The organism is Westiellopsis prolifica IICB1 (assembly GCF_004323185.1).
In the GTDB taxonomy this organism is placed as follows: domain Bacteria; phylum Cyanobacteriota; class Cyanobacteriia; order Cyanobacteriales; family Nostocaceae; genus Pelatocladus; species Pelatocladus prolificus_A.
Window position 1 is genome coordinate 1,111,659 of record NZ_NAPS01000002.1, and the last position, 24,147, is coordinate 1,135,805.

Consider the following 24,147-nt stretch of genomic DNA (forward strand, 5'->3'; position numbering starts at 1 on the left):
GATTGGAAACTCACCGGTCCCCACTCCCCCCAAGGGAGTGGGGATTGGGGATTGGAGATTGGGGATTGGGGATTGGGGATTGGAGATTGGGGATTGGGGATTGGGGATCAGACGCGGTGAATCAATCAAAAATATTCTCCCATGTCCCCCATGTCCTCTTTGTCCTCCCTGTCTCCCCACACTCCCTTGTCCCCGATCCCCGATCCCCGATCCCCGATCCCTACTCATACCGTTGTTCAACAATACCTACTAGAGATTGCAAATCAAATTTTTCATCTTCTCCACTCAAGCAAATTCCCGCACTCATTACGGTTAAATCTGTTTTAGAAATAGCGCTGGTGTGATGTTCGCCGTCAGCAGTTGTCCAGTTTACAACCCAATGATCTTGGCGATCGCGAAATTCATGTAATTCTCCACCACCCATTTGCAATGCTTTTTGCAACAGCTTTTCATCACGTTGTGGTTGCTGCAAAGCTGCGAATTCTTTGGTTTGTTGGGCAACTATTTCATACACTGTCCGCATTTCTGGTGTCATACCCCGAAAGTGGAGTTTGTCTGGTGGTGTGACTTGTTTGAGGTGTTCTCGCAGTTTTTCAGTAATTAATGGGTCTGCACGGCGATCGCATTCGTCAAACCACCAAGCAGCGCCATCAGTGCGGGCAATAATTACCTCAAATTTGGCTCCCTCTGTAACTAAATTTACCGCCACTGGTCGGCAATATCCACACCGTTGTCGCATATCAGCTTCGTTGACTGGGTAAGCTAACCAAGTTTGCGATCGCAATGGATGAGCAAGTTGCAAACGCATTGGTTTAAGATATTGTAGATATTCGGCAATTTGGGGTAAGTTAGGTTCTTCAACTACCGCTGCGATTTTGTCATCTATTGGTTGAAAGATACCCCAACCTTCAAATGTACGAGGTTTAGGATTAAATGTATAAATTATTCCTGCTACTCTAGTTCGTACCTTACCACCACGGACACAAGGCGCGATAAAGTGGGTGGAACGTATGTTATTTTCCTCGGCAGCGAGTTGGTTAATTAGCTTACGGATATCTGTCATATATAAATAGTTCCAAAAAATTAAATTTAATTATTCATTTGTAGAGACTCTTAACAAGGAAACAATGTGTGTAACAAATTGTGTTTAAGTACTGAAATTGTTTGACACTCTAAGAAGACTGTTTAAGAGTTTAAACCCATTTAAATGGGTTTAAGCTATAAGCCGGAAATGTATTTAACGGCAGTCTACACCAATTGCAAAATGTTAGTAACAATTTTTTAGTGGGCTTCTTTAAAACTACGCTAACATAATGCAAATATTCAACAAGCAGTGTTTTGTTTACCCACATAAATTAAAAAGACAGTCGATGAGTAATCAATTTCCAGAGTACAATCCTAGTGGCATCGGACAAATCAATGGCAACCTCTTCGGTTTACCTTTCGATTATGAGTCTGCAAATTTAATTGTCTTTGGTGTTCCGTGGGAAGTTACCGTTTCCTATGGTGCGGGTACGGCGAATGGTGCACAAAGAATTCTGGATGCTTCACCGCAATTAGACTTGTTTGATTTTGATCACCCTGATGGATGGAAACAGGGAATTTTCATGGCAGAAATTCCCCAGGATATTATAGATAAAAACGCATACTATCGTTATTTAGCTGCAACAATCATTGAACGCTTAGAGCAAGGTCAACAATTAACAGAGACACCAGACTTAACTCCTGTTCTCACAGAAATTAACCAAGCCTGTCAACAGCTGAATCAATGGTTATTTGCACAATGTCAAGAAGCTATGAATCATGGTAAAAGAATAGCAGTGATTGGAGGAGATCACAGTTCCCCATTAGGTTATTTTCACGCACTAGCAGGTAAATATTCTAACTTTGGTATTTTACATATTGATGCTCATGCAGATTTACGGGATGCCTATGAAGGATTTGAATTTTCTCATGCTTCTGTCATGTTTAATGCTATGAAAATACCGCAAATTTCCAAATTAGTACAGGTAGGTTTGCGTGATGTTTGTCATGATGAAGTGGAAATCATTAGTCAATCGAATAGTCGCATAGTTGCTTATTACGATTCAATGATGAAACAAAAACTTTACTCTGGAACTACTTGGATTGAAGTATGTCGATCAATTATCGGTCATTTACCCGAAAACGTTCATATTAGCTTTGATGTTGACGGTCTTGATCCAAAACTTTGTCCGAGGACAGGTACTCCTGTTCCTGGTGGATTGGAATTAGAGCAAACTTTTTGTTTATTTCGTGAATTAGTAAAAAGCGGTAGAAAAATAATTGGCTTTGATGTTTGTGAAGTTGGTGATGCTGAATGGGATGGTAATGTCGGGGCGCGGATTATTTACAAGCTAGCAAATTTTATGGATTTATCTCAGAAATGATTAAGTAAGTCAGTACAAATGTAGAGACCCGAAATATGAAAGTCTCTACTCGTTGGATTTGTCATTTGTCATTTCTCATTTGTTATTGGTAAGGTATTAAAATAGTTCCCCGCAGGGGTAGAGTAATCTAAAATCCAAAATTGAATGACTCCAAAAAGAGATTCCAAAGCAAATATCTTGGTAGTAGATGATACACCTGATAACTTGCGGCTTTTGTCAGCAATGCTTACTGCACAAGGCTATGAAGTTCGTAAAGCCTTAAGTGGGAAAATGGCCATTACTGCTTGCCAAATGGTTTTGCCAGATGTAATCTTGTTAGATATTAATATGCCAGAAATGGATGGCTACGAAGTTTGCAGACAATTAAAAGCTAATGAAAGAACTTGTCGAATCCCAGTTATTTTTATTAGCGCCCTTGATGATGTTTTAGACAAAGTAAAAGCTTTTGATATTGGTGGTGTAGACTATATTACTAAACCATTTCATGGAGTAGAAGTCGTATTAAGAATAGAAAATCAGCTAAAACTATGTTTATTACAAAATCAATTACATCAAAAAAATATTTTATTACAAAAAGCTCTTGATGATTTGCAAGCTTCTCAAGTTCAAATGATTCAACGAGAAAAGATGGCAGCATTAGGACAGTTGGTAGCAGGGATTGCTCATGAAGTTAACAATCCAATTAGTTTTATCTACGGCAACCTTGAATATGTTGGTCAATATGTACAAGATTTAATAAATTTAATTGAAGCGTATCAACGAGAATATCCATCACCCACATTAAATATTCAAGAAATAGTTAAACAAATAGACTTAAGTTTTTTGATCAACGATCAACAAAACCTCATGGATGCAATGTATAGGGGAGCAGAACGTATCCGTTCTATTGTTGAAGCACTACAAAATTTCTCCCGGCTCGATGAAGCACAAATGAAGCGTGTAAATGTCCATGAAGGTATAGATAGTACTGTAGTAATGTTGCAACATCGACTTAAGAAAACAACAAATCGTCCTGCAATTACAGTATTTCAAGAGTATAGTGATTTACCCTTAGTTACTTGTTATGCGAGTGAACTCAACCAAGTATTTATGCATCTATTGAATAATGCGATCGATGCTTTAGATGAGTCAAGTGTCAATAGTCAATTGTCAATAGCAAATGACCCAGAACAACGAACAAAGGACATAGGACAAATTCACATTCGCACGATGCTGACAAACTCGGATACCGTAAAGATTTGTATCGCTGATAATGGACCTGGGATATCCGAATCAGTGCGATCGCGAATATTTGATCCGTTTTTCACTACAAAGCCACCAGGGAAAGGTAGTGGACTAGGATTGGCAATTAGTTATCAGATTGTCGTGCAGAAACATCAAGGAAAACTCACCTGTAACTCACTACCAGGGCAAGGGACAGAGTTTATCATCGAAATTCCTCTCCAACAAACCGAATTAAATTAGGCAAATGCCTACAACATTTTTCTGTCACATAGCATAATAGATAATGTGACTGATCACCTCAACCCCTTGCAATCGCTTAAAGAAGGTCACTGGTTCAAGCTCATTTGCGGAGCCAGCTTTCAACACCTGCCTGCGGTCAGAAGTTTAACATTGGCCTACACACTAGCAGGTGCTGATTGTATAGATGTGGCTGCCGATCCGGCTGTAATTGCCGCAGTTCGAGAGGCGCTACAAATTGCCGCTGAGTTTGCCGAAGACGCACAAGCACGAGGCTTTGCCAACAAAGGAAAGTCACCCTTTTTGATGGTTAGCCTCAATGATGGGGAAGATCCACATTTTCGCAAAGCAAAATTTGATTATACAGAGTGTCCTGCAAATTGTCCCAGACCATGTGAAAGAATTTGCCCTGCACAGGCAATAAAATTTAGCAATACACCAGAGCATTTTTCAGGAGTGATATCCAACAAGTGCTACGGTTGTGGTCGTTGCATACCAATCTGCCCTTATGGTATAATTGGTACAAACTCTTACGTAATAACACCAGAAGCGATCGCACCATTGATTTTGTCAACTGGGGTAGATGCCATCGAAATTCATACACAAGTAGGACGTTTAAGCGAATTTCAGCAATTGTGGCAAGCAATAGCACCCTGGGTTGAACAATTGAAGTTAGTAGCAATTAGTTGTCCAGACGGAGAGGGTATGATTGATTACCTACATGCTCTGTATGATGCGATCGCTCCACATAATTATGCCTTAATTTGGCAAACCGACGGACGGCCGATGAGTGGTGATATTGGCGATGGCACCACCACAGCCGCAGTTAAATTAGGGCAAAAAGTCTTGGCAGCAAAACTACCTGGATACGTGCAGTTAGCAGGCGGCACGAACAGTTACACCGTTGCTAAGTTAAAGGCGATGGGACTCCTGAGGAAAGGGGGACAAGGGGGACAAGGAGGACAAGGAGGACAAGGAGGACAAGGGGGAATTTCTCCCATATCTCCCCCCTCCCCCTGGTCTCCCGTGTCTCCCTTGTCTTCCCCCTCCCCCTTGTCTCCCATTTCCGGGGTCGCCTACGGCAGCTACGCCCGTGTATTGCTGTCACCAATTTTAGAGCAGTTAGAAGCAAGGGAGGTGAATGACGCCAGTGTCAAAACAACTGTCCGCCTAGAAGATGAACCAGAATTGCTCTGGCAAGCTGTTGGACTTGCCCATTCTCTTGTTTCCCAGCTCAAGTCCCAACAGTAGGGTACGGGCAAAACCTCGTGTCCATAAAAGCATATCGCTATCTCTAAAAACGTCACCATAATAAGCATGACGATTACAGAAGATCTCCAAAAATTGTTAGATATTTTGCCCCAAGACCTGCGGCAAATATTAGAGAAGCATCCCCAACGAGATAGTTTAGTGGAAGTGGTTTTAGATCTGGGCCGTCGTCCAGAAGCCCGCTTCCCTCATCAAGCTGAGTATCTGAGTGAAATAGCCATCACTCAGAACGTGATCGATGATTGTATTCAGCGAGTGGGAAGCTTTGGCGGAGATAACCGAGCCGGAATAGAGCAAACTTTGCATAGAATCAGTGCCATCCGTAACCGCACCGGTAAGATTATTGGCTTGACTTGCCGTGTTGGTCGAGCGGTGTTTGGAACCATCGGCATGATTCGCGATTTAGTGGAAACTGGTAAATCGATTCTGATGCTGGGACGCCCAGGTGTGGGTAAAACCACTGCCTTACGAGAAATTGCCCGTGTTTTGGCGGATGAGTTGAACAAACGCGTGGTGATTATTGACACCTCTAATGAAATCGCTGGTGATGGCGATGTTCCCCATCCGGCAATTGGAAAAGCTAGGCGGATGCAAGTTGCTCACCCTGAATTACAACATCAAGTGATGATTGAGGCTGTGGAAAACCACATGCCAGAGGTGATCGTCATTGATGAAATTGGCACAGAACTAGAAGCTTTAGCTGCTCGTACTATTGCCGAACGGGGTGTACAGTTAGTAGGTACTGCCCACGGAAACCAAATTGAAAACTTAATCAAAAACCCAACTCTTTCGGATTTGGTTGGTGGTATCCAAGCTGTGACATTAGGAGATGATGAAGCTAGACGCCGGGGCAGTCAAAAAACTGTTTTGGAACGTAAAGCACCTCCAACTTTTGAAATTGCTGTGGAAATGCTAGAACGCCAACGCTGGGTAGTGCATGAGAGTGTTGCTGACACAGTCGATAGTTTGCTCAGAGGACATCAGCCGAGTCCACAGGTGAGAACTGTTGATGAAGAAGGCCAAGTTAAGATTACACGCCAGTTAATACCTTTGAATGGTCGTTCCCAAACTCTCGCCAAAGAAGAGTCATTTGTACCAGCACGACAGTCAAACGGCTGGCGTTCATCTGGTCAAATGCAAGCATTACCGTTACCAGTTACCACCCAACCAACCAAGTTGAGTAGGCACAATGAATTTGACCGCCTACTAGATGAATCTTTCAATTACTTTGGTGGCTTTGATGATGCTGATAGCAAACTAGCAGGGCCAAATGGTGAAGATTTGCCACTGCATATCTATCCCTATGGTGTCAGCCGTAGTCAATTAGAACAAGTAGTTGAAGTTTTGAATTTACCAGTGATCTTGACAAAAGACATCGATAGTGCTGATGCAATTTTGGCATTGCGATCGCACGTCAAAAACCACGCTAAATTACGGCAAATGGCTAAAGCCCGACAAGTGCCAATCCACATGATTAAATCTAGTACCATACCGCAAATCACCCGTGGTTTGCGGCGGTTACTCAACATCGATGATCCGGAGGTGACTGACGATCGCGAACTGCAATTATTCCTCCACAGCGCCACTGATGATGAAATTGACGCCTTAGAGGAAGCCAGATTAGCAGTCGAAAATATTGTCATTCCCAAAGGACAACCTGTGGAATTATTACCCCGTTCTCCTCAAGTGCGGAAAATGCAGCATGAGTTGGTGGAACACTACCGCTTAAAATCCAATAGCTTTGGGGAAGAACCAAATCGGCGTCTGCGGATTTACCCAGCGTAATATTGTTTGACAAAAATCCTCATACATATTGGATTTTTTGTAGGGGCGTAACCCAATATGGTTATGTATAGAGACGCGAAATTTCGCGTCTCTACATGACTACAAACTAAACTCCGCAACATCATCTTCACCCATATCTGTATCTTTACCCACAGCAGTAGGTTTAAAATCAGCACCATGAATTAACTCATCAAAAGACTTGCTGGGATTTTGATAAATTATATTTAAAACACTCAAAAAATCTCGGACAATTTCACCCGGAGTTAATAATGCTGCTGCACCCAAGCGATTGACAATTTCTTGGACAAATTCTTTTAAATCAGAAGTTTTTAATGTCTGTGTATAAGCAAAATTCAGGGCATGAATTTCTGTTAAAGTTTGCAAAAGTAATAGGATTTCTTCTTGACTCAAAGGATTGAGCCGCATCACAGGCCCTAAAAATTCTTGTACACCAGCTTGAGCCACAAAACGGCTTTCTTTTGTTCGCCGACGCCAAGCAGGATCAGCAAATAGTCCGCGGTTTGGGTCTTCTAAAAATTTTGTTGTTCCACCGATAAACACTCCGAGATTTTCGGCTTTACACTGCATGGTGTCGTTAAAAATTGCTAGCAGCCTGTTGTAATTTTTTTCGCGAGTGACAGTAGTGGGAATTTGATATATATTTGCTGCTTCATCAAGCAAGACTACAAGCCCTTTGTAGCCAATTTCCGCAGTAAATTTAGCAATTAATTTAATGTAATCATACCAACTATCATCATCAATAATTACCCGCACTCCTAAAGCAGCTTTGGCTTCTGTTTTCGTGCTATATTCTCCTCGTAACCAACGCAAAGAAGCATTTTTTAGCTCATCATCATCTAGGCGATAACCACGCCAATAAGCAATAATCACATTGCCAAAATCAAAGCCATGAACTAAGTCTTCTATATACTGAATTACTTCCCTAATTTTGGCTTCTACTTGGTCATCAAAACCATCATCGTTGGGACGCATTCCGGTTTCTTTGGCAACTTCTTGTTGAATTTTACTAATCCATCCCTCTAAAATTGCTATTAAAGCACCGCCATCAGGGCGAGTTTTTGTAGCAAGGCGACTCATTAATTCTCGATAAGTTGCTAAACCTTCGTTGTTGCTTCCTGCTAGTCGGCGTTCTGAACACAAGTCAGCATCAGTAACGACAAAACCTTGTTCCATCGCACGATTGCGAAGTAACTGGAGCATAAAGCTTTTACCCGAACCATAGTTCCCAATTATGAAGCGAAAAGCTGCTACTCCTTCTGCAATGTCATTGAGGTTTTGTAATAGGCTTTGTAGTTCTTTTTCCCGACCTACTGCTATATGTTCTAGTCCTACCCTTGGTACAACACCCGCGCCAAGAGAATTGATGATAGCAGTGGAGACTTTTTTCGAGATTTTGAGCTTTGCCATGTAAATTCACCTCAACTCCATGTATTTTAGCTTGAAGGTGAGCTTTGCTTTCATGTAGGATAAGGTCAATCGATTTTGGATTACTCTACGAGAAGCCGCTTACGCGTCTATGGATTTTAGATTTTGGATTGACCGAATGTAAGAAGCACCTCTATTATGATTGCTATTATTGCCCAAAGTCTTCGTTTCTACTTAATATTTTTGTAGATTGCGATCGCTCTTTCTACGTCACTTTTATACTCTGGATAAATTTCTGGAGTTGCTACATTTGGATCAATGAGCAATTCGCCAATCGTGTTATTAGCATTTTCATTGATAGAATCAATTAATAAATTTGGCATCGTAATATTAGCTTCAGCTATTTTTTTTATAGCTGCATTTGGATTATCATTTTCTATAATTGCTTTTAGTACTTGAATTTCTGATTCAGATAAATGATTTAGTAAGCTAGACCATTCTGACGAAAATTCCTCTAGATTATTTGATATTTCTAGCTCATCTACTGTATCAAGTAAATCAGCAAATGGAAAAAGATCTAAATCTTCTTCCTGATTATTTTCTAATACATTGCTGGAATCTAAGTTTTCTATTTGCTGTAATAATTCCCATACTTGATTTTGTAAATGATCTCGTTCATCTTGCAATAAGGAAATTTGACTTTCCAATTGTTGGATTTGTTTTTGTTGCTCTGTTACTTCTGCTTTTAAGGAATTTAAATTAATTTCTGTTTTTTCTGTTTCTAGCTTTTTGTCTAGCAACAGTTGATTTTTTTGCTGATGTTCTGTTTCTAGTTCTTGGACTTGAAGTCTCATTTCATGTAATTTTTCTTCTAGTTGGGGTTTAAGTCTTTCTAGAAGAGTTAAGTTACTTTCTAAGTCTTGCCTTTGCTGCAACAGTTCACAAAGTTGATTATGTAACTGATTGATCTCAGCTTTAGAAACACTACAATTTAATTCTAATCGACGTTTTTCTGCATTGATAGCGGACAAGGAATTATTATGTTCTAATTTGGTTTTTTCTAGTTCGGCAATTTCATTTTGGATAGTACTAATTTGTGATTCCAACTGTTTTTTTTCGATAGCATAACTGCTTAACTCACGACTAAGACTATCTCGTTGATTTCGACGTTCATTTATTTGATTTTGTAATTTATTCGATTCTTGATATAACAGAGAATGTTGAGTTTCTAATTCATTTACTTCTGCAACTACACGAGATTTTAAATTCTCCAATTCTTTAATACGTTTGTGGAGAGAATCTAGAACTAGCATTTCACTAGCTCGGCGTCGCTTGTCTATAAACAAGGCTGCGAGATAAGTAGAAAATATTGTGATGACGCCTGTGAAAAAGGCACTTTTAACATCCCAACTAAAGACTAAACCAAGTCCAAAACTCGCACCAAAGGCAACTACACCGAGAATAAGTCGATTACTTACTGTTGCTGACTGCATATTGCTGGTTTTGAGCATTTTTCTTTCTTTTGACTTTTAATTTTTAACTTGGATTGCAGCAAGATTCAAATCTGCTTTTAAAAAATCTACAAATTGTCGTGCTGTTCTTCCAGAACGACCATTATGACGAGTGGCCCATTGTAAAGCTTTGTATTCTAAATCTGACTGACTGATATTAATTCCTGCTAAATCCGCAAGATGCCGGATAATTTTTAAATAAGTTTTTTGATCAGCTCCTTCAAAAGTGAGAGTCAGACCAAAGCGATCGCTAAAGGAAAGTTTTTCCTGCATTGTATCCCAGGCATGAACTTCATCCTGATCGCGGGGAGCAGGTCTATCAGCGAAAAACTCTCGCACTAAGTGGCGACGATTAGAAGTAGCGTACACCACAATATTTTGGGGACGTGCAGTTAAATTCCCTTCTAACACGACTTTTAACGCCTTAAAAGCATCGTCATCTTCCTCAAACGAAAGATCATCAACAAAAATAATAAATTTATGCGGTACTCCTCGCAAATGTTCGATAATCACTGGTAAGTCTTGCAGCTGAGATTTCCCCACTTCCAACAGTCGTAAGTTACTCTCTCCATACTCATTCAGTAAAGCTTTCACTAAAGAAGATTTACCAGAACCACGACTACCATAAAGTAATACGTGTAGAGCCACCTGTCCTGACAACAAAAATTCTGTATTCTTCAACAAAGCTTCTTTTTGCGATTCATAACCCACAAGCTCGCTTAATTTAACTGTATCAGGATAAGATATACCCAAAAACTGCCCATCTTGCCAACGTAGGGCTTTGTATTCTGCAAATAAACCAGTACCGTATTGCCGATAGTATGCCGCTAAATCTTCTACAGCGTCTGACCAATTTTCTAACTGTTGTAGAGAACTAATCAACTGCGTTTCTACACTTGCTATCCCATCCTGGTCTAGATACCACACTACTGGTGAAACAGGTAAATGAGCAATATTTTGTACCCATTCACTCAAAACAGCGCTGCTACATTCATACAAATGTTGGAGTGCGAGTAAATCATGTTTGGCTGCTGCTACCAAAGCGTTTGGTAAATTCTCAAACTCTTGCTGTTGAGCTTGTTTTGTAAAAGGATTTTCAGCTTTAAGAATTTGAGTAATCAGATATTCTTCCCAGTTTTGATTTTTTGTCGCTAAGGCTTTAAAGTAACTGCCATAAGCTTGCAGACAACTTCTAGCATCCGCTTCACTGTAACGAATCGCTTGCAACAGATCAAGAAATGCTATACCTACTTCCGTTTGCAGGACAGATTGGTACAGTAAAAGAGAAGCTGCTTGGCGTTGGAGAACTTGAACCTTTGCGTAAGACGAATTACTTGCCGTAGGCATGACTTGATTATCCATCTATCAATTGGGTTTTTTAGCTAAACAGCTATGCTAAATTGTCTGCCGGAGCTTGCAGGAAAATTAAAATCTACATAGGTTGTAACAATGAACTTAGGTACTGTTGCCGCCCTTGCTTACGGCATATTAACAGTAGTGGGTGGTATTGTAGGTTACGTGACAGCTGGTAGTAATGTGTCACTTTTTAGTGGCAGCATCAGTGGTTTAGTACTTATATTTTCGGTTTTCATCCAAATTCAAGGTCAAAACTGGGGTTTGACTTTAGCAGCTATTGTTACAGCGATATTAATAGTTGTTTTTGCATTTAGATTAGCTAAAATACGTAAGTTTATGCCTGCGGGATTGATGACAATTTTAGGTATGTTGACACTAGCGCTGATTGTACATCAATTTCAAATTATGAGATTGGGTAGGGGGGGATAGTCAGTTATCAGTTATCAGTTATCAGTTATCAGTTATCAGTTATCAGTTATCACTATTTAAAATTTCTTTCCTCAGAGACTATTAAGGAATTTGAAATTGCTTACCTTTGCACTTAACGTTTGATTAAATTTTGATTTAGTTAATTAAATTTTTGTTGCGAACCACAATAGCTTTATCGGGGAACCGGTGTTCTATGTCATCATGTCACAATAGAACACGTATCCTTTTTTATCCACAGGGAATCAAGCATGGCTCTCCGTCTAGGTGATACAGTACCGAATTTTACCCAAGCCTCAACACATGGCGATATTGATTTTTATGAGTGGGCGGGTGACAGCTGGGTAGTGCTGTTTTCTCACCCCGCAGACTATACACCAGTTTGCACTACTGAGTTAGGAACTGTTGCCAAACTCAAACCAGAATTTGATCAGCGCAATGTTAAAGCGATCGCCCTGAGTGTTGATGATGTTGAATCCCATACAGGCTGGGTAGGAGACATTGAAGAAACACAGAGTACTAAACTCAACTACCCAATTTTGGCAGATCCAGATCGTAAAGTTTCTGACCTTTACGACATGATCCACCCCAACGCGAATGCTAGCGTGACGGTGCGGACAGTATTTATCATTGACCCGAACAAAAAATTGCGTCTGACTCTGACTTATCCTCCCAGCACTGGACGCAATTTTGATGAAATTTTGCGAGTGATTGATTCGCTGCAACTAACTGATAACTACAGCGTTGCTACTCCAGCTGACTGGAAAGATGGTGATGATTGTGTGATTGTTCCTTCACTCAAAGATCCTGATGTACTGAAGGAAAAATTCCCCAAAGGTTATCAGGAAGTCAAACCCTATTTGCGGATGACTCCCCAGCCAAATAAATAATTTACTTGCTCACAAAACCTCACCTTCTTGATGATTAAGTAAGGTGAGGTTTTTTATCTGACGTTTCTGACCAAAAAATTTGGCTGACCACAGCTTGTTTGCTATCCGCTAAACACTGGTCAACAGTGGACAAGATAGCCAGTCTAAGTCTTTAAGGACTACGTTATTTAGGTTATGACACCTACAGGTGCTTTCCAGCTTGTAGCTCTGTCGTCAAGGATTAAACAGGTGTATTTAGCGCTCGCCAGTGTCTTTGACTTAACAAGCCTAAATAACATTGACGAGGAAAACATAACCTGAGTAATCAGAGGACAAATGTCTAATTTTGTATTTGTAATTGACACTGGACTACAACCACTTGACCCTGTACCACCAGGACAAGCAAGACGACTGCTAAAACAGGGCAAAGCCGCAGTTTATCGGCGTTACCCGTTTAGCATTATTCTGAAATACGCGGTTCCTGACCCAAAGACTCAACCTCACCAACTAAAACTTGACCCAGGTTCTAAAACCACAGGATTAGCAATTGTGCAAAGTGACAAGGTTGTGTGGGGTGCTGAATTAACTCATCGTGGACAACAAATCAAGAATGATTTAGAGTCGCGTCGCGCAATTCGTCGTAATCGGCGTAATCGCAAAACCAGATATCGCAAACCACGGTTTTTAAACCGCACACGTTCTGTGGGGTGGTTGCCACCTAGCTTGCAATCCAGAGTAGAGAATACCTTGACTTGGGTTAATCGCATTTGCCAATACGTACCTATAACTGGGATATCTCAGGAATTGGTGAAGTTTGATACTCAAGCAATGCAAAACCCAGAAGTATCTGGTGTGCAGTATCAACAGGGTGAACTTACTGGGTACGAGGTTAGAGAATATCTACTTGAGAAGTGGGGCAGAAAGTGCGCCTATTGTGGTGGTGAAAACACACCACTAGAAATAGAGCATATTCACCCCAAGTCAAAAGGTGGTTCTAATCGCGTGTCCAATCTCACCTTGGCTTGTAGTCCATGCAATCAAGCCAAGGGAAATAGGGATATCAAGGATTTCTTGGCACAAAAGCCAGATGTGCTGAACCGGATTCTTAAACAAGTAAAACAACCATTAAAAGATGCATCCGCGGTTAATTCAACAAGGTGGTGTCTATTCAATCGGTTAAAACAAATTGGATTACCAATTGAAACAGGAACAGGTGGTAGAACCAAATACAACCGCACTAGGCTGGAACTACCTAAAACTCATTGGTTAGACGCGACGTGTGTTGGTGTGGTGGAATCTTTGCGAGTGTTGACTCAGCAACCATTGCTCATCACTGCTAAGGGTTGGGGTAATCGCCAAATGTGTACACCCAATAAATATGGTTTTCCCACCAAACACAAAACACGGTACAAAACTTTCTTTGGTTTTCAGACTGGCGACATGGTACGCGCAATTCTCCCAACTGGGAAGTTTGCAGGAACTCATGTTGGTAGGTTAACCATTCGAGAAAGTGGAGTTTTTGAAATGAGAACACCAAAAGGCAAAGTCAGCCCTGTGCGCTATAAGTACTGTAAATCAATTCACCGCAATGATGGCTATATGTATTCTTTTTCCACAAATGTCCAATGAAATAACGATTAGAGGAATAGCGATCGCTTCAAAATTTCTGCACTAGAAACACTTGCTCTCCCATTTTTTGGAATATCTCAATGCAACCTCTGGCAATGTTATTGCATCAGCTTGCATTGTTATTACATCGGCTTGCATTGTTAATGTATCGACCTGCATTGTTAATGTATCGACCTGCATTGTTAATGTATCGACCTGCATTGTTAATGTATTGACCTGCATTGTTAATGTATCGGCTTGCAATAATTAGCNCTTGCATTGTTATTACATCGGCTTGCATTGTTATTGTATCGACCTGCATTGTTAATGTATCGACCTGCATTGTTAATGTATCGACCTGCATTGTTAATGTATTGACCTGCATTGTTAATGTATTGACCTGCATTGTTAATGTATCGGCTTGCATTGTTAATGTATCGGCTTGCAATAATTAGCCCATTTTGTCTTTAACCTTTATTTTAAGTCTATTCCAGGACGCGATCGCACCATATAAATAATGTTGTCTCGAAAAACTTGCATCTATTTCTTGTAGTTTTGTCTTATCTGTATTAACACCAGAATAAGTAAGAATTTTTATAAGAACAAACTAGGTAAATTTTAATATGGATATCAAAAACGGCTTTGTAGGTACTGTCGGTAACACACCACTCATTCGGTTAAACAGTTTCTGTGAACAGACTGGTTGTGAAATTCTCGGTAAAGCAGAATTTCTCAACCCTGGTGGTTCCGTAAAAGACCGCGCTGCACTTTATATTATTGAAGATGCAGAAAAAAAAGGCTTACTAAAACCTGGTGGCACAGTTGTAGAAGGAACAGCAGGTAATACTGGTATTGGATTAGCACACATTTGTAATGCTAAAGGCTACAAATGCCTAATTATCATTCCTGATACCCAATCTCAAGAAAAGATGGATGCTTTGAGGGCGTTAGGTGCCGAAGTTCGTCCCGTTCCTGCTGTACCCTATAAAGACCCCAACAATTATGTCAAGTTATCTGGTAGAGTCGCCAGTGAAATGGAAAATGCGATTTGGGCGAATCAGTTTGATAACTTAGCTAATCGTCAGTCTCACTACGAAACCACAGGCCCAGAAATTTGGACACAAACAGAAGGAAAAATAGACGGTTGGGTAGCAGCAACTGGAACTGGTGGTACTTATGCTGGTGTATCTTTGTTTCTCAAAGAAAAAAATCCAGATATACAATGTGTAGTTGCTGACCCAATGGGTAGCGGACTTTACAGCTATATCAAAACTGGCGAAATCAAGATGGAAGGCAATTCTATCACCGAAGGTATTGGTAATAGTCGGATCACCGCGAACATGGAAGGCGCACCAGCTGATGATGCTATTCAAATCCACGACCAAGAAGCCCTACGGGTAGTTTATCAACTACTGCGGAAAGATGGCTTATTTATGGGTGGTTCTACAGGTATTAATGTCGGCGCAGCTGTAGCTTTAGCAAAACAGCTCGGACCAGGACACACCATCGTTACCATTTTGTGTGACAGTGGTTCTCGCTACCAGTCACGGATATTTAACAACGAATGGCTACAATCAAAAGGGCTTTTACCAGAATAGTCAAGTGTCATTGGTCAAGTGTCATTGGGCATTTGTCAAGTGTCATTGGGCATTAGACTTCTTCACAAATGAGTATACACAGCCTTGTACAGCAACGGCCAAAACTTAATTTTTGGATAATACCAATTCTTCGTGAAGCTGCACAGAATTTTACCCCACCCCTTAATCTCCTCCCCGATTTCGGGGAGGGGAAATTCGAGCGTAAGCGAGAATTGGGGTAGAGTTCTTTCTCTGTAACTTCATATTAAATTGGTATAAGTCTATTGGTTAACAGTTAGTAATTATTAGAAAAATAAATAACCAACAACAAATAACAAATAACAAATAACAAATAACAAATGAAATGTATTCGTGTTTGCCAAAATCGTACTTGTCGTAAGCAAGGGGCTGCTAAAGTATTAGCAGCTTTTGACGTTATATCTGTCCCTGATGTCACGGTAATGGGTAGTAGTTGTTTGGGACAATGCGGTAATGGTCCAATGGTATTGGTTGTACCAGATATGGTTTGGTACAGTGGTGTTCATCCCAGTGAAGTATCTTTAATAATTGAACAGCATTTATTAGGTAATCAAATTGTAACCAAGATGCTCTATCATCGATTTCATCCCCAAAGACAAAAACAATAAATGGGTGTGGGACTGTAAGGGTTTAGGGGAGCCAGTGCGTTGCGCGGATTAAGAGCGTTGTAGCACAAGCGCGTGTGTAGGAAGAGTTGTATTTTCATGCTTTGGGATTTTCCCATGAAAGGTTAAGTTGAAAATGGGTTAAAGGGTAAGGGGGAAAGGAAAGATTTTATGAATATTCAGCAGCTACGTGAATCATTAAAATTAAAGTGGGTAAAATACTATTTTCAAAATCGTCCCTGGTTAGTAAAAATGCGAATCTGGGGTACTTATGATGGTGAACGTCGCCCTTCTTCTGGCTTTATTTTGGCAACTTTATCTGTTTTAGAACCAGAACTGGATGAGATATTGCCTTTAATTTTGGAATTAAATAATAACCCTGATTGTATAGTTACAGCTTTGGGTTTGAATTTCAATCCTGAAGAAAAATTGTATTTAGTTGAAGAAGATAATAATGATGATGATGTAGAGGTAGAGGTAGAGTTAGTTCAAGAAAAAATACTTTCTGAAACATTAACTCAAGGCAAAGTTCATTCTCAAGCTCAAGCTACACTTTCATCACAAAAGTTACAAGAAACTAATGGAGTTGTGAAGCAGGAGACTGGTAATAGAGTCAGTACGCAAGTACACAATCAGAAAAAATCTGGATCATCGCTGAGTGTGGTAAGTCAATTGGAAAATAGGGGTATACCAGTACCTGCATTAGCGGTAATTAATAGAACTAACAAGGGTAAAGCTTTACCTGCACTTGCTGTTATTGGTATAGCTGAAAGCAGTGGTAATAATAATAAACCTGTGCGATCGCTCCTCATTAGCAGTAATATCAAAAGGGAAACTCAGCTAGTATCATCTGCGATCGCTATCAGCAAGGTGGACAGTAAAACCAAGTTAGCATTCATACCACCACAAGACTTGGTAGATAATGTCAATTCAGTCCCTAATAAGCAAAACTATAAACTTGCTTGTTGGATAGATGACTTTTGTCAAGGTGCAAGATGGGACAAAGACGAAGCTACTCATATTACCTATTGAGTTTAAAAAACCCGCCTGCGATTGAAATCGCAGTCTCATAGTTCAAGTCTGCTTAAGCAGACTACTTGATTTATTTGAGTAGCACTCATCTACTTCAATTTTTCTCTAGCGATTCATCTGCACCAGTATAACCAGTCGCCACCCAAACCAATGATCTCACGCCATCGCGGATAGATTTACCAATGGGTTCTGCTTGAGAACTACTAGAAGGAACTGATACTGGTTTAAAAGTAATTCCTCGACTACCCAAAACAATCTCACCGATGACTGTGGCGCGTCTCATATGATAGTCAGAAGTAATTAAGTAGACATTTTTGATGTTATTTTTTTCTAAATCATCCACTAGGGTGGTAAAGTTCTCTACTGTATTATTGGCTCGATAATCCAAGTGTAAGCGTTGATGATTAATCCCCGCTTTGGCAAATACTTTTTTTGTTGCTGTTGGGGGACTACCTCCAGAAATCCAAATTGGTAGGTTAGGATGCTTACGAGCAAAATCGGCCGTAAATTTTTCTCGTTCTAATTTTTTTGTGGAACCACCCAAGACTAAAATTGCTTGCGGTTGTGTAAATTGACCTTGGATTTCCTTATAACCCCACAACGTAACTAGTGGTAGGGTGAGAATCATCAATCGAGAAGATAGATTTTTGAATAGTGGCTTTTTCAAGGTTCTATTAAGTTCGTCAGGTTCAACAAATGTTCTTGAAAAAGAATTGAGAACAACCAAAATTTGAGAAATTATCCCAAATTGATTTTTGGGTGATTTCCCTTTTTGGCAGGCGATCGCAAATGCCAAGAAAAAAAGGCATCGATCAACTTGCTGCTAGATTTTAGCTGCTATTGGGGCAGATGCAAAGTGTTTGTGCAACCTCAAATATTAAACTTTTTAGACAACGGGACTGGCCAGACTCGAACCGGCGACCTAGCGCTTAGGAGGCGCTCGCTCTATCCAACTGAGCTACAGCCCCAAAATTATGGATATCACTTCTCATGATACCACTTATAACAGTTATCAGTTATCAGTTATCAGTTATCATTTTTTCGCTTGGGTGGAAATTCTCCAGCATAGGCATAAAATGACTGTTCACTGTTCACTGCTTACTGTTCACTGTTTTAATGAGACTGCCAAGCATCATTCCAAGGCCCGCCGCCTATTTCTAATCCACAAGCTGAACTGTGTGCTTTCAGGATAATTTCTGTGTAATTATGCTTTTTTTTTCGCAGTTCTATGTGTAATTCCCCTTGTAAGGTGTCACGACAGCAAAATAGCAAGCCCTCTTCTGTTGGCGCACGTAAGGGAGTTCCTGGTAAATCAGTGATTCCTGTTAATTCAACTTCGTAGTGAGAATTTCTGGCTTGCATTTGCCATTTACCCCAAGGTTGAATATTCCAGCTAACTTGGGAGTTCCAAGGCACAAACTCGTAAAATTTGCCTTGATAGTGGATACCAATCATGGCTACAGATTCCATCCACCACAGCACCCCTCGTCTACCACCGCCAGCAGTTAGGGCTAAGTCAGGAATCTCTGAAAAACTATTGCAGTTTGCCCAAAACCATTTTTGAGGAAAAGCGCCACCCCAATTTTTTTCACCGTAAGCAGGGGCGTTAGTAAATTCGTAGCGTTTGCCATTCCAGTCAATCCAACCGCTAGCCAAGCCATACGCCATCAAAATTTGCCAACCTGGTTCAAAAATCTGCAAAAATGACAACCAACCTGCGGTTGATTGTTGTATGCTACTGCGATTTCCCCAACCATACATCGGTTGAATTTTATATTGCCAACGGCAGTATTGACCAGTGCTGGGATCGCTGATTATGCCTTGATTTAAGGTAGCTGTGGCTTGATAACCTTGTTGCACATGAAGCTCAAATTCTTCTGGTAGCAGGTAAAGGGGTTGAATGTCTAGATTACTTTGACCCCAATGACCCAAAGCTAGCACATCCGGCTTCGCCCAAAAATTCTTGACTTCTGGGAAGGTACGACACAGATACTCATCATTCGGCCCCAAAACTTGTGCTGCACCACCACTATGGGGTTTACCGCCGATGGGGTCTTCGATAGAGTACATAAAGGCGAAGGATTGATCTTCATCAGGTAAAGTCACGCGGTAGTACCAACCTTCAAAAAAGCGACGGCTACTGTGATCCCAGTGATAACCACTGTGAGGAGTTTGGGTGGTGTCAAAAGGATTGCTGAGAAAATCAAGCATGATTTCTGTTGACAGGGATTTAGGAGTGTAAAAGGAGATGGATGTTAGGAAATCGCATTTAAATTCACCTAACACTCTTTTTTAGTATGGGCGATCGCACTCACTTGTTGGCAGTCTCAATCAAACAAGTTTGATCGCCACACTCTACACCTCTACACTCTTACACCCCTACAACTAATCCATTCTCCTGCCTTAAGCAGTACCTTTTTTTATCTCTGGTGAGTAATGAGGATTTCTAGGCACAGATTGGAGAACTTTCTTAGCAGAAGATGAAGATAAGTCCTAAAACTACGTTGCACGTTCTAGCTGTTTTACCTCCCAGCCGCAAGTACAGCAGTCCACCAAATATGACCAAACTCCACTGGCTAGAAGTTACTGAATACGTTTCTCTATACGCTTCCGCAATTGGAACCTTCGCTGCTACAGTCACTCAACAAGTTGTCTACGCAGCATTTCCTTTAACTGTAGCCCTTGGTTTGAATATCACAAACCGAGAACGGTTGAAGCGTTTAAATGATCAATATCGACAAAATGCGATCGCTCAATACGATCAATTAGTTGATCCATTTAGACAGCGCTTAGAAAACTTTGATGAATTTACACAACGATTAAGTCAAACAACTCAACAACAAATAGAAGAATTACGACAAAATCAAAAAGAGCAAAATACTGATTCTAATCAACAACGCTTGGCACAATTTGATGCATTTAGACAACAGTTGATGAAAGCGACTGAGTTACAAATCGAACCGCTCAAAGAAAATATTGATCAATTCAATGCCTATACTCAACAATTAAATACAACTACTCAGCAACAAATCGAACCAATCAAGCAACATTTGATTGAACTCAACGCCTATATCCAACAATTAAATACAAACACCCAGCAACAAATCGAACCTCTTAAACAAAATTTTAACCAATTGAACACTTATACTCAACAGTTATATACAAGTATTCAACAAATCGAACCTCTTAAACAAAATTTTGCTCAACTTGATAATTTTACTCAACAGCTAAATGCTAGTACTCAAAAGCAATTTGAACTCCTCAGACAACAAGTACTAGAACTTGATGCACAGACAAAAAAAATCAGTACCAATCCTCAGCCACAAGTACCAAATCTCGATGCTTTTAGTCAACGCTTAGAACAACTAGAAAATTTTGCCAAACAGGTAAATACAAATATTGAACAGCAAATTCAACCGTTGAGACAATACGTTACTCAACTCAATGCTTATACACAAGGTGTAAATAAAAATACTGAAACACAAATAGAAGAATTTAAATACGCGATCGCACTACTGCAAACAGAAATGCAAAATTTAGCAGAGTCTTTAACTCAAACTGAACAACGTCTGAGTCAAGAAGTTGCAACAAAAATCAAACAACCTCAAGTAAATATTACAATCCCAACACCCGTAAAGCCTCAATCACAAAATACAGTTCTCCATCCTCAACCACCAGAAGCAGAAAAAACTGAGACACCACCAGCTTTACCACCAGTGGCGATCGCGCCGACAACATCACCAACAACGGAAACACAAAAACCGAATTCTCTCCCTACTTTAGAAGAACATTTAGAACGAGTAGTTTCTGTCGCTTTTAATCCAATTTTTACTGATCCAGCTAGGAGAATATTAGCTAGTGGTAGCCATGATAAAAGTGTTAAACTCTGGCGTTTAGATACTCAGAAAAGCCGCACTTTTACAGTTTCTGGAAAAGTCAATTCTATTGCTTTTAGTCCTGATGGTAAAATCTTAGCTTGTGGTCACGACGACAAAACAGTTAAATTATGGGATGTGAATACAGAAAGAGAAATTTGTAATTTTGTTGGACATAAAGAGAAAGTTTATGCTGTGGCTTTTAGCCCTGATGGCAAAATTATCGCTAGTGGTAGTCAAGACAGAACTATTAAACTTTGGTCTGTTGATCACCAAAAAGAGATATATACGCTGACAGGACATATAGATGAAGTTTTATGCGTAGCTTTTAGCCCCAATGGTAGACTAGTCGCTAGCGGTAGTGGGGATCGGGATCAAACTATTAAAATTTGGCATCTCACCCAAGATAAATTCCTCACTCTTAAGGGTAAATCTAGTTCGATGGGAAGAATTTATTCTATCTGTTTTAGTCCTGATGGTACAACTTTAGCTAGTGGTCATCAGGATAAAACAATCAAATTTTGGGATGTGGAAAGTGGTAGAGAAATTAGTTGTATCACTGGAAATGATGAGGAAGTTTATTCTGTTGCATTCAGTCCAGATGGAAGAACTTTAGCCAGCGGAAGTTACGGCGGAAATCTAAAAATATGGCAAGTAGATACGGGTGAGGAACTTAATCATATTGCCATTAATCAAGGTGCGATTTATTGTGTTGCTTATAGTCCAGATGGGAAGATCATCGCAACAGCCAATGGAGACAAAACAGTCACACTTGTCAATTGTGAATTTAGAGCAACACGGCGAAATCGAGATATAGAAATAGAGAAAGGATTTGATTAATGTAAATGTAGGGTAGCACAGATGTACGCCCCTACAAAATACTTTTTAAGCAGCCAATTTTTCTTGCACTAATACATATGGTTGGACAATTAAAGTCTGAAATCGCTTAGTGCGATCGCTATTCCAATTACCCAATTGATCTAAAGAGGGTTTAGCAATCAATTGCTCATCAATCCAGTTTTGGACTTCTAAAACTTTATCACTAGCGATCGCCACTCCTACATCCAATATATCTAATCCTATTGCTACCACAATCACTGCATCTCTTTGTGCGTGGGGAATTAGCCAGTCCCACTCTGCTACATCTAAGTTTTCTGTTAATTCTGCTCTTAAATTCTGATCAGTCATTAGTCATTAATTAAACTATCTTTTTACTATTTTAAATAAAGCTGACACTAAATTACACGTTTTATATTAGTTTTTTCATTCTCTATATTCAAGTGATTACTAGTAATCAGAACTAGACCTCTGATTTCATTTCATCAATTTCAAATATAGAAACTATAACTCCAGCAATCGGAATTGCAATAAAGATTCCCAATAAACCAGCTACTCTCGCTCCTACTAGTAAAGCAAAAAATACTACTACAGGATTAAGATTCAGCGCACCTTGCATAATTCGAGGTGCAATGAGATTATCTTGTATTTGTTGGAGTATGATACAAGCAACTAATACCTTGAGAGCCAACCAAACACCTTGAGATAATACAATTAAAGTAATTGTAGCAATTCCCAAAGTTGCACCGATACCAGGAATAATGTCAAGTATCCCGACGATAACTGACAATATCAAAGCAAAGGGAACTTTTAATAATAAAAAAAGAATAAAAGTAGAACCCGTCAGAAATAAAGTTAATAACAATTGACCTTGAAAAAAACCTAAAAAATTGCGTTGAATTATACTCGTGAATCTACTACGACGGTGTTTGGGTATCACTTTAATCATCAAATTCCACAACTTGTCTCCATCCAGCAGCATAAAAAAAGCAACAACTGAGATTAATATAAAAGTCACAAAATTAGTTAAAAATGTTTGGAGAATAGTCAAGCTAGCCACAAGTTGATTTATTGCTTGATTCCGTATCTGTTCTTCCAGAAAAGTTAAATCTAGCTGAATATTGCGTGAGCGAAAAATCAATTCAATTCGTTCTAATAGGGGAGCTAATGAATTTAAAAAAGCTGTGAGGCTATCAATTAATTGTTGTCCTTGTGATAGAATAGTTAAACCAACAGTAATTGTCAAACTACCAATAATCACGATACTGAGTAAAAAAACCAAAATTACTGCTATATGATGAGGTAAAAAACGTTTTAGCCATTTGACTGGATAGCTCAATAAAAAAGCCAAGATAGTAGCAAAAGTGAAAATAACAATTACTGGTTCAAAATAACCTAAAAGCTGTACAAATGCCCAACCAGAAGCAACCAAAAGCAGAAACCTGACTAATACAAGATTATTTAATTTAGACCAAAAATTATTAGTTCCCCAGCTACTCATGAGTTATTAAAGATAATGTATATTCAAGTTAATATTTATAATTTTTAATTTCAGATTAGTAAGTATTTATTATTATGGATTATTTGCAACAACTACCAATATCATACTTACCAATGACATTTACCTTATACTCTTTAAGTACTAATAACCACTTTCCCAAAGTATATCTTTCTGTTTTATGAACTAATAACTTCAATTCCAAAAGAGAGAAGTATGCTCACAAGACAACTATCTAAAGGCGTGTCTTTCTTGATTTCATAAGCTATGGGTGGGATTAAGTGCAATATCGGTACAGATGTTAGCATCTACAACAAGAGAATGAAAAATCAACCACTAATGCAATCTGCATAGAATTTTCCGTTGTAATTTTGGGGTTGTAGAGACGCGATATATCGCGTCTCTACAGAATTTAAATGTCAATCGATTTGTCTTATCCGAGCAGTATTGACCACCGATGCACATAGATGGATCATGAGTTTGCTACTAAGTTAATCTTCTTTATCCCCGATCCCCGATCCCCGATCCCCGTTACCCCTTATCCCCAGAGGGGGCCCCACCTTCCCCAATCCCCAATCCCCGATCCCTATTCCCCAAAAGTTTCA

General features: G+C 39.7%; 19 protein-coding genes and 1 tRNA gene. 11 read left to right on the plus strand and 9 right to left on the minus strand.

The window, feature by feature from the left end:
* Positions 1-220: 220 nt before the first annotated feature.
* Positions 221-1,063, minus strand: a complete 843-nt coding sequence (locus B4U84_RS19085) for a hypothetical protein (RefSeq protein ID WP_131120090.1) — start codon at positions 1,061-1,063, stop codon at positions 221-223.
* A gap of 307 nt (positions 1,064-1,370) precedes the next feature.
* Between B4U84_RS19085 and speB the strand changes: the two genes are divergently transcribed.
* The 4 genes from speB to B4U84_RS19105 all read left to right on the plus strand — a co-directional run bounded on the left by speB (position 1,371) and on the right by B4U84_RS19105 (position 6,923).
* Positions 1,371-2,408 carry an agmatinase SpeB gene (gene speB / locus B4U84_RS19090; protein WP_131120092.1) on the plus strand — a complete coding sequence of 346 codons (1,038 nt, stop codon included), beginning with the start codon at positions 1,371-1,373 and terminating at the stop codon, positions 2,406-2,408.
* A 144-nt stretch (positions 2,409-2,552) separates the two neighbouring features.
* The gene (locus tag B4U84_RS19095; RefSeq protein WP_131120094.1) at positions 2,553-3,872 is read left to right on the plus strand and encodes a hybrid sensor histidine kinase/response regulator; all 1,320 of its coding nucleotides are present in this window, start codon (positions 2,553-2,555) and stop codon (positions 3,870-3,872) included.
* A 45-nt stretch (positions 3,873-3,917) separates the two neighbouring features.
* On the plus strand, positions 3,918-5,120 hold the full coding sequence (gene ldpA, locus B4U84_RS19100; protein ID WP_131120096.1) for a circadian clock protein LdpA: 1,203 nt from the start codon (positions 3,918-3,920) through the stop codon (positions 5,118-5,120).
* 66 nt (positions 5,121-5,186) lie between these two features.
* Positions 5,187-6,923, plus strand: coding sequence for a R3H domain-containing nucleic acid-binding protein (locus B4U84_RS19105; RefSeq protein ID WP_131120098.1), 1,737 nt, complete (start codon positions 5,187-5,189; stop codon positions 6,921-6,923).
* Positions 6,924-7,022: 99 nt separating this feature from the next.
* Here B4U84_RS19105 and B4U84_RS19110 read toward each other — a convergent pair whose 3' ends face one another.
* The 3 genes from B4U84_RS19110 to B4U84_RS19120 all read right to left on the minus strand — a co-directional run bounded on the left by B4U84_RS19110 (position 7,023) and on the right by B4U84_RS19120 (position 11,182).
* Complete coding sequence (locus B4U84_RS19110; protein WP_017310715.1) at positions 7,023-8,351, minus strand: ATP-binding protein; 1,329 nt, start codon at positions 8,349-8,351, stop codon at positions 7,023-7,025.
* A 188-nt stretch (positions 8,352-8,539) separates the two neighbouring features.
* On the minus strand, positions 8,540-9,820 hold the full coding sequence (locus B4U84_RS19115) for a tellurite resistance TerB C-terminal domain-containing protein (RefSeq protein WP_207390968.1): 1,281 nt from the start codon (positions 9,818-9,820) through the stop codon (positions 8,540-8,542).
* 18 nt (positions 9,821-9,838) lie between these two features.
* Complete coding sequence (locus B4U84_RS19120) at positions 9,839-11,182, minus strand: ATP-binding protein (RefSeq protein WP_131120100.1); 1,344 nt, start codon at positions 11,180-11,182, stop codon at positions 9,839-9,841.
* Between the two features lie 87 nt (positions 11,183-11,269).
* Here B4U84_RS19120 and B4U84_RS19125 point away from each other — a divergent pair, with 87 nt between their 5' ends.
* The 6 genes from B4U84_RS19125 (at position 11,270) to B4U84_RS19155 (ending at position 17,332) form a co-directional block, all read left to right on the plus strand.
* A complete protein-coding gene (locus tag B4U84_RS19125; RefSeq protein WP_131120102.1) occupies positions 11,270-11,605 on the plus strand; it encodes a TMEM14 family protein in 336 nt (111 codons plus the stop codon).
* 248 nt (positions 11,606-11,853) lie between these two features.
* Complete coding sequence (locus B4U84_RS19130; RefSeq protein WP_017310719.1) at positions 11,854-12,492, plus strand: peroxiredoxin; 639 nt, start codon at positions 11,854-11,856, stop codon at positions 12,490-12,492.
* Between the two features lie 315 nt (positions 12,493-12,807).
* Positions 12,808-14,100 carry an RNA-guided endonuclease IscB gene (gene iscB / locus B4U84_RS19135; protein ID WP_131120104.1) on the plus strand — a complete coding sequence of 431 codons (1,293 nt, stop codon included), beginning with the start codon at positions 12,808-12,810 and terminating at the stop codon, positions 14,098-14,100.
* Positions 14,101-14,702: 602 nt separating this feature from the next.
* Positions 14,703-15,677 carry a cysteine synthase A gene (locus B4U84_RS19145; RefSeq protein ID WP_131120108.1) on the plus strand — a complete coding sequence of 325 codons (975 nt, stop codon included), beginning with the start codon at positions 14,703-14,705 and terminating at the stop codon, positions 15,675-15,677.
* A gap of 338 nt (positions 15,678-16,015) precedes the next feature.
* A complete protein-coding gene (locus B4U84_RS19150; RefSeq protein WP_044449023.1) occupies positions 16,016-16,303 on the plus strand; it encodes a (2Fe-2S) ferredoxin domain-containing protein in 288 nt (95 codons plus the stop codon).
* A 168-nt stretch (positions 16,304-16,471) separates the two neighbouring features.
* Positions 16,472-17,332, plus strand: a complete 861-nt coding sequence (locus tag B4U84_RS19155; protein ID WP_131120110.1) for a DUF5331 domain-containing protein — start codon at positions 16,472-16,474, stop codon at positions 17,330-17,332.
* Between the two features lie 94 nt (positions 17,333-17,426).
* Here B4U84_RS19155 and B4U84_RS19160 read toward each other — a convergent pair whose 3' ends face one another.
* From B4U84_RS19160 to B4U84_RS19170, 3 genes are all read right to left on the minus strand, one after another.
* Positions 17,427-17,960 carry a YdcF family protein gene (locus B4U84_RS19160; protein WP_026081905.1) on the minus strand — a complete coding sequence of 178 codons (534 nt, stop codon included), beginning with the start codon at positions 17,958-17,960 and terminating at the stop codon, positions 17,427-17,429.
* A 266-nt stretch (positions 17,961-18,226) separates the two neighbouring features.
* Positions 18,227-18,300 (minus strand) — tRNA-Arg (locus B4U84_RS19165).
* Between the two features lie 145 nt (positions 18,301-18,445).
* On the minus strand, positions 18,446-19,543 hold the full coding sequence (locus B4U84_RS19170) for a tocopherol cyclase family protein (RefSeq protein WP_131120112.1): 1,098 nt from the start codon (positions 19,541-19,543) through the stop codon (positions 18,446-18,448).
* Between the two features lie 347 nt (positions 19,544-19,890).
* Between B4U84_RS19170 and B4U84_RS19175 the strand changes: the two genes are divergently transcribed.
* On the plus strand, positions 19,891-22,047 hold the full coding sequence (locus B4U84_RS19175; RefSeq protein WP_131121009.1) for a WD40 domain-containing protein: 2,157 nt from the start codon (positions 19,891-19,893) through the stop codon (positions 22,045-22,047).
* 45 nt (positions 22,048-22,092) lie between these two features.
* On the opposite strand, the gene B4U84_RS19180 is transcribed toward B4U84_RS19175, so the two are convergent.
* Entirely contained in the window at positions 22,093-22,395 is a 303-nt protein-coding gene (locus B4U84_RS19180) for a DUF2288 domain-containing protein (RefSeq protein ID WP_017310728.1), read from the minus strand.
* Between the two features lie 112 nt (positions 22,396-22,507).
* Positions 22,508-23,545, minus strand: a complete 1,038-nt coding sequence (locus tag B4U84_RS19185) for an AI-2E family transporter (RefSeq protein ID WP_131120115.1) — start codon at positions 23,543-23,545, stop codon at positions 22,508-22,510.
* Positions 23,546-24,147 lie beyond the last annotated feature (602 nt).

What these genes read in the sequence shown, in the direction of transcription:
- B4U84_RS19085 (WP_131120090.1), bottom strand. Translation starts at nt 1,063, where the DNA reads ATGACAGATATCCGTAAGCTAATTAACCAACTCGCTGCCGAGGAAAAT.
- speB (WP_131120092.1), top strand. Translation starts at nt 1,371, where the DNA reads ATGAGTAATCAATTTCCAGAGTACAATCCTAGTGGCATCGGACAAATC.
- B4U84_RS19095 (WP_131120094.1), top strand. Translation starts at nt 2,553, where the DNA reads ATGACTCCAAAAAGAGATTCCAAAGCAAATATCTTGGTAGTAGATGAT.
- B4U84_RS19105 (WP_131120098.1), top strand. Translation starts at nt 5,187, where the DNA reads ATGACGATTACAGAAGATCTCCAAAAATTGTTAGATATTTTGCCCCAA.
- B4U84_RS19110 (WP_017310715.1), bottom strand. Translation starts at nt 8,351, where the DNA reads ATGGCAAAGCTCAAAATCTCGAAAAAAGTCTCCACTGCTATCATCAAT.
- B4U84_RS19115 (WP_207390968.1), bottom strand. Translation starts at nt 9,820, where the DNA reads ATGCTCAAAACCAGCAATATGCAGTCAGCAACAGTAAGTAATCGACTT.
- B4U84_RS19120 (WP_131120100.1), bottom strand. Translation starts at nt 11,182, where the DNA reads ATGGATAATCAAGTCATGCCTACGGCAAGTAATTCGTCTTACGCAAAG.
- B4U84_RS19125 (WP_131120102.1), top strand. Translation starts at nt 11,270, where the DNA reads ATGAACTTAGGTACTGTTGCCGCCCTTGCTTACGGCATATTAACAGTA.
- B4U84_RS19130 (WP_017310719.1), top strand. Translation starts at nt 11,854, where the DNA reads ATGGCTCTCCGTCTAGGTGATACAGTACCGAATTTTACCCAAGCCTCA.
- iscB (WP_131120104.1), top strand. Translation starts at nt 12,808, where the DNA reads ATGTCTAATTTTGTATTTGTAATTGACACTGGACTACAACCACTTGAC.
- B4U84_RS19145 (WP_131120108.1), top strand. Translation starts at nt 14,703, where the DNA reads ATGGATATCAAAAACGGCTTTGTAGGTACTGTCGGTAACACACCACTC.
- B4U84_RS19150 (WP_044449023.1), top strand. Translation starts at nt 16,016, where the DNA reads ATGAAATGTATTCGTGTTTGCCAAAATCGTACTTGTCGTAAGCAAGGG.
- B4U84_RS19155 (WP_131120110.1), top strand. Translation starts at nt 16,472, where the DNA reads ATGAATATTCAGCAGCTACGTGAATCATTAAAATTAAAGTGGGTAAAA.
- B4U84_RS19160 (WP_026081905.1), bottom strand. Translation starts at nt 17,960, where the DNA reads ATGATTCTCACCCTACCACTAGTTACGTTGTGGGGTTATAAGGAAATC.
- B4U84_RS19170 (WP_131120112.1), bottom strand. Translation starts at nt 19,543, where the DNA reads ATGCTTGATTTTCTCAGCAATCCTTTTGACACCACCCAAACTCCTCAC.
- B4U84_RS19175 (WP_131121009.1), top strand. Translation starts at nt 19,891, where the DNA reads ATGACCAAACTCCACTGGCTAGAAGTTACTGAATACGTTTCTCTATAC.
- B4U84_RS19180 (WP_017310728.1), bottom strand. Translation starts at nt 22,395, where the DNA reads ATGACTGATCAGAATTTAAGAGCAGAATTAACAGAAAACTTAGATGTA.
- B4U84_RS19185 (WP_131120115.1), bottom strand. Translation starts at nt 23,545, where the DNA reads ATGAGTAGCTGGGGAACTAATAATTTTTGGTCTAAATTAAATAATCTT.